Source organism: Rhizobium sp. LARHSG275 (assembly GCF_052871115.1).
The window spans coordinates 1-934 of the sequence record NZ_JBIXJN010000062.1; the positions used below are offsets into that span (position 1 = coordinate 1).

Genomic DNA, 934 nt, shown 5'->3' on the forward strand with positions numbered 1-934 from the left:
AGAACCTGACTCGAAAAGGTTTCAACGATATCCGTATCTTGCCAAGCGTCGTGTCAGGACGCGGATGTGGGCGATAGTGATCCATGCTTCGGCTGAAGCGAGGGACTTTTCCCAATCCTTGGCCAAGCGTCGGCATCTGCCAAGCCACGCGAAGGTGCGCTCCACGACCCAGCGACGCGGCAGAACCTCGAAGCCTTTTGCCTTGTCGGTCCGCTTGACGATCTGGAGAGTGAACGCAGCGATCTTTTGCAGTGCGCCCTTCAGCTTCGGTCCGGCATAACCACCGTCGGCGAAGATATGTCTCAGCCACGGCCAGCGCTTGAGAATGGTTTTGAGGACGGCAGGTGCACCATCGCGATCCTGAATCTCGGCGCTGTGAACCACCAGGCCGACCATCAGTCCGAGCGTGTCGACGACGATATGACGCTTGCGTCCCTTGATCTTCTTGCCCGCGTCATAGCCCGAAATGCCGCCGCTTTCCGTGGTTTTTACGCTTTGACTGTCGATCACGCCCGCAGACGGCGAGGCTTCCCGGCCTTCCAGTTCACGCGCCTCCATCACAAGATGATGGTTGATCCGACCCCATAACCCTGTCGCTCGCCATTCATAGAAATAGGACTGCACAGTTGTAAAAGGCGGAAAATCCTTGGGCATCATCCGCCATTGGCACCCAGTCGTGGCGATGTAAAGCAACGCATTCACGACCTCGCGAAGATCGGTGCTACGCGGCCTGCCCAGCCGCCTCGGTTCGGGCAGGCAAGGCGAGATCAATCCCCATTCCCGGTCCGTCAGATCGCTTGCATACCGCATTGCGCGTCGGGCATATTGCCGACGGGTGAAATCAGTCCAGCCCATTGTGGTCTCCGTTCGTCCTAAGCAAACAAACAGAATCACAACTGGCTGATTTCACTCAACTCTTTTTCGGTCAGGCTCT

Annotated in this window: 1 protein-coding gene; it reads right to left on the reverse strand. The window is 57.3% G+C overall.

Annotation, left to right across the window (positions count from 1 at the left end; genetic code table 11):
* Positions 1-21: 21 nt before the first annotated feature.
* Positions 22-855: an IS5 family transposase gene (locus tag ACIPSK_RS33015; RefSeq protein WP_446533143.1), complete on the reverse strand. Its 834-nt coding sequence runs from the start codon at positions 853-855 to the stop codon at positions 22-24.
* Positions 856-934: the final 79 nt, after the last annotated feature.